The 5,847-nt window shown below is 45.2% G+C and carries 7 protein-coding genes and 1 riboswitch; of the genes, 2 read left to right on the top strand and 5 right to left on the bottom strand.

Annotated elements, in window-relative coordinates; translation table 11 throughout:
* Nucleotides 1-166 precede the first annotated feature (166 nt).
* The 5 genes from thiW to tenA are packed head-to-tail and all read right to left on the bottom strand — an operon-like array spanning nucleotide 167 to nucleotide 3,629.
* A complete protein-coding gene (gene thiW / locus RL70_RS16820) occupies nucleotides 167-661 on the bottom strand; it encodes an energy coupling factor transporter S component ThiW (protein WP_052246023.1) in 495 nt (164 codons plus the stop codon).
* Nucleotides 661-1,314: a thiamine phosphate synthase gene (gene thiE, locus RL70_RS16815; RefSeq protein ID WP_039044549.1), complete on the bottom strand. Its 654-nt coding sequence runs from the start codon at nucleotides 1,312-1,314 to the stop codon at nucleotides 661-663. Before thiE ends, thiW begins: the two co-directional genes overlap by 1 nt.
* The gene (gene thiD, locus RL70_RS16810; RefSeq protein WP_039044548.1) at nucleotides 1,301-2,140 is read right to left on the bottom strand and encodes a bifunctional hydroxymethylpyrimidine kinase/phosphomethylpyrimidine kinase; all 840 of its coding nucleotides are present in this window, start codon (nucleotides 2,138-2,140) and stop codon (nucleotides 1,301-1,303) included. Before thiD ends, thiE begins: the two co-directional genes overlap by 14 nt.
* The gene (gene thiM, locus RL70_RS16805; protein WP_039044547.1) at nucleotides 2,137-2,943 is read right to left on the bottom strand and encodes a hydroxyethylthiazole kinase; all 807 of its coding nucleotides are present in this window, start codon (nucleotides 2,941-2,943) and stop codon (nucleotides 2,137-2,139) included. The genes thiD and thiM overlap by 4 nt, the downstream gene beginning before the upstream one ends.
* Nucleotides 2,943-3,629 carry a thiaminase II gene (gene tenA, locus RL70_RS16800; RefSeq protein WP_039044546.1) on the bottom strand — a complete coding sequence of 229 codons (687 nt, stop codon included), beginning with the start codon at nucleotides 3,627-3,629 and terminating at the stop codon, nucleotides 2,943-2,945. The genes thiM and tenA overlap by 1 nt, the downstream gene beginning before the upstream one ends.
* A 117-nt stretch (nucleotides 3,630-3,746) precedes the next feature.
* Nucleotides 3,747-3,854, bottom strand: a riboswitch (TPP riboswitch).
* Between the two features lie 90 nt (nucleotides 3,855-3,944).
* Between tenA and RL70_RS16795 the strand changes: the two genes are divergently transcribed.
* Complete coding sequence (locus tag RL70_RS16795) at nucleotides 3,945-5,144, top strand: DUF3238 domain-containing protein (RefSeq protein WP_039044545.1); 1,200 nt, start codon at nucleotides 3,945-3,947, stop codon at nucleotides 5,142-5,144.
* Between the two features lie 56 nt (nucleotides 5,145-5,200).
* Entirely contained in the window at nucleotides 5,201-5,812 is a 612-nt protein-coding gene (gene wrbA, locus RL70_RS16790) for an NAD(P)H:quinone oxidoreductase (protein ID WP_039044544.1), read from the top strand.
* Nucleotides 5,813-5,847: the final 35 nt, after the last annotated feature.

The following is a 5,847-nucleotide window of genomic DNA, read 5'->3' as shown; positions in this document are numbered from 1 at the left end:
GATCATAAAAGCAGGAAAGTACTCATAAAGCATGAGAAGTGATCATAAAAGTGGGAAAGTGCTCATAAACCTAGTCCGCATAAACATCCACAAATAAACCACAACCATCTAAAACAAAAAACTGCCGGACAGTAACGCCAATAGCTCACAGTCCAGCAGTATTTATTCACAAATGTTGTAGTCGTCTTCCAATTGGATGGTGCAGCAAACGTGCCGCAAGAACCCCACCAATAATTGCCCCGCTCACGCTGGAAACGAGGAAAGGGGGGAGGAAGAAGAAAGCCCCCACGGACGTTCCCATCAAAATAGCAGCATATGGTACTGCAAACAGAGAAGCGATGAGACCAGTTCCAATCATCTCTCCTACCGCGGCTGTCCAAACTCGACCAGTTTTCTGAAACAGAATGCCAGCAAAGACTGCACCTATCATTCCGCCTGGAAATGCGAGCAATGATCCTGTTCCTGTTAGAATTCGGATAACCGCAGTCACGAAAGCAATCATAATTGCAGGAACGGGACCGAGAAATACAGCGGCAGCCACGTTAACGGCATGCTGAATCGGATATGCTCGCGCTATTCCAGCAGGGAAAGAAACAAATACGGAACCTGCAACCGCAATCGAAACGAGTAACCCCATGATTGCTAGTTTGCGTGTACCCATTAGATACTCACCTCGACATGCTGAACTGCCTCAACGATTGAACGAGCAGCTGCTTCTGGATTCTTTGCACGCGCAATTGCTGAAATGACGGAAACTCCAGATGCTCCGCTTTTCATCACAACGTCCAAATTAGTTGCGGTAATCCCACCAATGCCGACAATCGGAAGTTCGGGAAAGATTGCAGCCACTTCTGAAATCTTTGAAGTACCTGACACTGACCTCGCATCTGATTTGGAAACGGTTTGATACACGGGTCCCATCCCTATGTAGTCTGCTCCAGTAGCGAGAGCAATGGTTGCTTCTACAACGGAATGTACCGAAACCCCTAACAATTTCTCTGTACCGATTTTACTGCGTACCACAGATGCAGATAAGTCTTCTTGACCAACATGTACACCATCAGCGTCAATCAGAACTGCAAGCTCCACATCATCATTCACAATGAATGGGACTCCAAATGCCTTACATAACTGCTGGCAACTTTTTGCGAATGCCAGTTTTTCAATCCCTTGCAACGCATCCGGTCCTTTTTCGCGTAATTGAAAGCACGTAATCCCGCCGTGTAACGCTTGTTCAAGCACTTGTAAGGGATCCCCATTAGGAGCGTTAAACGAACCCATAATAAAATACACACGTAAGTCAACGTCTCTCAATAAGTTCCACCTCCTTAGTCTTCAACTGACCACTCTTCCGGAATGCTGCATGATTCGTAGGTCCATGCCCATGCCCAAGCTCAATTCCGTCCTCAATCGCTAGTTGTATAAAATGCTTTGCTGTTACAACCGCTTCTCCCAATGAATGACCCTTCGCTAACTCCGCAGTAATCGCCGCTGCAAACGTACAACCCGTTCCGTGTGTATGCTGCGTCACAATCCGCTTGGATCGCATTAAAAAGTGCTCTCCACTTGCTGTCATGAACAAATCTTCCGCATAAGGAACATCTTCAAGATGGCCACCTTTTAATAGAACTGCAGAAGCTCCCATGGAAAGCAGTGTATTCGCAGCGAGTTCCATATCACTTTCTGAACAAATTGTTTGACCCGTCAATACTTCTGCTTCTGGAATATTCGGTGTAATGAGCGTCGCTACAGGGAGTAAGTGATTTTTTAATGCTACAACTGCCTCGTTCTGCAACAAAGAAGCGCCTCCCTTTGCGATCATGACAGGGTCGATGACCAAAGGAATTGTTGGATATCCCCTTAATTCAATCGCGATTGTCTCAATAATTTCAGCAGAGAATAACATGCCGGTCTTAATCGCATTTACCGAAAAATCAGTGAGCACCGCCTGTATTTGTGCTGCAACAATCCCTGCATCAACTGGCTGTACAGCGTGCACACCAAGTGTGTTTTGCGCGGTAATCGCAGTCAGTGCTGACGTACCAAAGACTCCGAGTTCCTGAAACGTTTTCAAATCCGCTTGAATGCCCGCGCCGCCGCCACTATCAGAACCCGCAATCGTTAACGCTACTGAGGTCACGAAATCACCTCCTGTTCGTACTGGAATTGATTGTCGGCAACATCTTGAGATTCTATGGAATGAAGCGTATTTAAAAAGTTCATAGCAAAATCGCCAGGGCCAAATGACTGTTCAGCTGCGATTTCTCCAGACTTTTTATAGAATGCAAGACTCTCAGCTACTGTTTGAAGGGTATCCCCATGACTAACTGCTAAAAATGCTCCAGCCACTGCACTGAGGAGACACCCTGAACCGGTTACAAGCGTCATAAGTTCATGTCCGCCAGATATCCGAATCACTCGTTCTCCATCAGTAACCAGATCCGTTTCACCCGTTACAGCGACTAAACAGTTATTCTGTCGGGCAACTTGCTTTGCTGCATCTGTAATATCAACGTCACCACTTCCGGCGTCAACACCTTTGGCATTCCATGCAACACCAGCAATCGCTGCAATTTCGCCTGCATTTCCTCGGATCAGTGTAAAATCCAACGTGTCTAACAGGTGATCAACTGTTTGCTTACGAAATCCAGTTGCACCCGCACCTACAGGGTCAAGCACGAGGGGATGTCCATGTTGTACAGCACTCCTTCCAGCAGCAATCATCGAATCGACAGTTGTCGAATCTAGTGTCCCTATGTTCAGAAGGGTACAAGAAGAAACTGCAGCGATATCTGCAGCTTCTTCCAAGGAATCCGCCATAATTGGAGAAGCTCCGAGAGCCAACAAGCCATTCGCCTGGAAATTAGCCACCACAATATTCGTGATGCAGTGTACTAAAGGTTTGGTCCGTCTCAGGTCTGTGAGAATGGTATGCTGTCGCATCAAAGCTTTACCTCCGTTTTAGAATCGACTGCCCACTTTTGTTGAGTCCAAGCCATTTCCCAGAATTGCAATTCGTAATGGCTGCTTTTCACGAAGTGGGCTTTCAATTCTTCACGTTTTTCTAATGAAACAGAATCCGCCAGCTCATTCATGCGGTTAATTTGTTCGCGGGTCGCTTCTTCAAACCATTCGGATCCGTATGTCGCGATCCACTTATCGTAAATGGGATGATTTGGCGTAGCGTTTTTCAATCGTTCACCAATTTCGTAATACAACCAATAGCAGGGGAGTAGTGCTGCTAGCGTATCCGCAATGTCCCCATTCATAGCTGTTCGGTACAGATGAGAAGTGTAGGCATAAGCTGTTGGCGCTGCCTCAAACGAGTTGAGGACTTCATCAGTAACGTCGAGTAATTCAAAGAATCCTTCGTGCAGCGAAATCTCAGCCCCACATGTTTCTTCCGCATGCTGTGCAAAGCGTTGAGTTGTTGCTAAATCTTTTGCTTGCACAGCAGCCAGTGCATGGACTTTTGCAAAATGCTTCAAGTAATACGAATCTTGGAGAACGTAAAATCTGAAAATGTCTTCAGGTAGTGTCCCAGCTGCCAAGTGTTGAACAAACGGATGGTTAAAACTAGCCTCCCAGCTTTCATTACAAAGCTCACGAACTTCTTCACAAAATGTCATTTAAAACCGCCCCTTTCGATGAATGAACCGAAAAAAAGCCACCCCTATCGACTCATCAGTCGAAGGAGCGGCTCGCGTAATAGGAAATTTCAAGGAATCTATAAAGAACTAGACTCGTCCATGTGCGATCCACTTCCCTCCGCTGGTATGAGCCAGATCAGGTTCCAAGGGTCCGCATATCTATACGCGTCTCAGTCTTTTACAAAGACTCCCCCAGTGGGCAATCGTTTTCAGTTTTCTCCCTCACTATATCATAGTTTTAAAAATTGGCAATAAGGGCAAAATACAACTACTACGTGAAAGGAGGCCATGTACATGCCGGATCGCTTTGAAATCACATCTGTCACCCATGAAGTTGGTCGAATTGCATTTGAGTGGGATGATGCAGGTGGAATGTACCACGTGTATAAAGACGGCGAGCACATTTATGAAGGTACATCCCCTGATTTTCAAGATACTGATCTTTTAGCGGACACGTTTTATAAATATACAATCGAACGATATGTAAATGATGAAGTGAAGGACGTGGTCGTCATGCAGACTTCCACATTTTCCATGGAGAAAAACAAAAGCAATCCTCTTCAGTCACTTGTCACGACGACAATCATCGCTAGAACTCAAATCGCATTGTCTTGGGAACGTTTGAGTGACACAGAGACGTATATCATTTATCGCAATGGAGAACAGCTAGACCAGGTGGATACTAATCGATTTATCGACAGGGACTTTACGATGGATGAACCAATTACGTACGCGATCTATTGTGAGCGGTCCATTGTTCAATCTGAAGTGACATTCAACAATGCGAGATCTTTCATCGCTAAAGCCTTGGGATTGTTTTTACCAAAAGACAAGGAAAAACCAGCCTACATTGAAGGGTTCACGATGTTGAAATCTATTGATAGCCCCTCTGCGTTATTGACTTCAATTTATGATTATCAAAAACCAGCAACCGTCAACCAATGGAACTTCCGATACAAAACGTTTCTTGAGGCCGACCTAGTTGAGAACCCGAATGTACTATCCCCTAATCGGTATTTTAAAGGTGACGATCGACAATTTGACCCGGAGTCCGATGCCTTTCGAACTTTTGTAGACATTGAAATCCATACGAACAACCCGGATGATCCCCTTACGTTCACAAAAAGAATAGGTGAAAGTGTTGCCTATGGATTGGATAAAAAAATACGCGACCGCGAAACGGCATCCGATAAAAAAATTATTATGAAAAAGTTTGATTATGGAAGAGATGAAACGAGATTTAACTTAGAACACGCAGTGGGCAACCCATTGACGACAGCTCCAGATATAAACTATGAAGTCCAGGCAGTCCTAAGAAGGAATGGAACGTATGACCTCACTGGTTTCCATGACCAGTCACCGAATCATGAAATCTATTTAAGAAAAGGGGAAACCAATCGATGGATTCCTGTTCATCAAAGCAGAAGTGAAGGACTTGCTTATATGAGTGGAGTTACGGCTTATCAGTATTGGCGTTTTTCCAATATCAATTAACTCAGTTACCTATTGTGACAGCATCATTCTATTCAAGATAAAAGGGAGAGATAAATATGACAAAAACAGCAATCGTTTACTACAGTTCAACGGGCACGAATCATCAGCTAGCTGAATGGGCGGCAGCAGCCGCTGAAGAAGCAGGATCTGAAGTGAAGATGTTGAAAGTGAAAGAAACGGCACCAGCAGCTGCAATCGAATCGAATGCAGCGTGGAAAAAACATCATGACGCAACGCAAGATATTCCAGAAGTGACACCGGAAGACTTGGAATGGGCGGATGCAATCATTTTTAGCATTCCAACACGCTTTGGTAATATTCCTGGACAAGTGCAAAGCTTCATCGACACTGTTGGAGGTCTATGGGCACAAGGCAAACTCGCCAACAAGGCAGTAAGCGCGATGTCATCCGCACAAAACGAACACGGTGGGCAAGAGGCAACGATTTTATCACTCTATACGACGATGTACCATTGGGGAGCAATTGTTGTAGCACCCGGGTATACAGATCCTGTGTTATTTGCAGCGGGAGGTAACCCATACGGAACAAGTGTCGCTGTTGGCCCGGACGGTGAAATGAAGACAGACCGTAAAGCCATTCAAGCAGCTGTAGATTACCAAGCGAAGAGAACAGTGTCCGTAGCAAAAGCACTTCAGCATATGGAGTGATCTAGATAGTTCTGCAAAATAACAAAACCGTCACC

It is taken from the genome of Sporosarcina sp. ZBG7A (genome assembly GCF_000813425.1).
In the GTDB taxonomy this organism is placed as follows: Bacteria; Bacillota; Bacilli; order Bacillales_A; family Planococcaceae; genus Sporosarcina.
Note: the sequence above shows the minus strand (reverse complement) of the source record. Positions and strands in the feature narration are given on the sequence as shown.

What these genes read in the sequence shown, in the direction of transcription:
- RL70_RS16795 (WP_039044545.1), top strand. Translation starts at nt 3,945, where the DNA reads ATGCCGGATCGCTTTGAAATCACATCTGTCACCCATGAAGTTGGTCGA.
- tenA (WP_039044546.1), bottom strand. Translation starts at nt 3,629, where the DNA reads ATGACATTTTGTGAAGAAGTTCGTGAGCTTTGTAATGAAAGCTGGGAG.
- thiM (WP_039044547.1), bottom strand. Translation starts at nt 2,943, where the DNA reads ATGCGACAGCATACCATTCTCACAGACCTGAGACGGACCAAACCTTTA.
- thiW (WP_052246023.1), bottom strand. Translation starts at nt 661, where the DNA reads ATGGGTACACGCAAACTAGCAATCATGGGGTTACTCGTTTCGATTGCG.
- wrbA (WP_039044544.1), top strand. Translation starts at nt 5,201, where the DNA reads ATGACAAAAACAGCAATCGTTTACTACAGTTCAACGGGCACGAATCAT.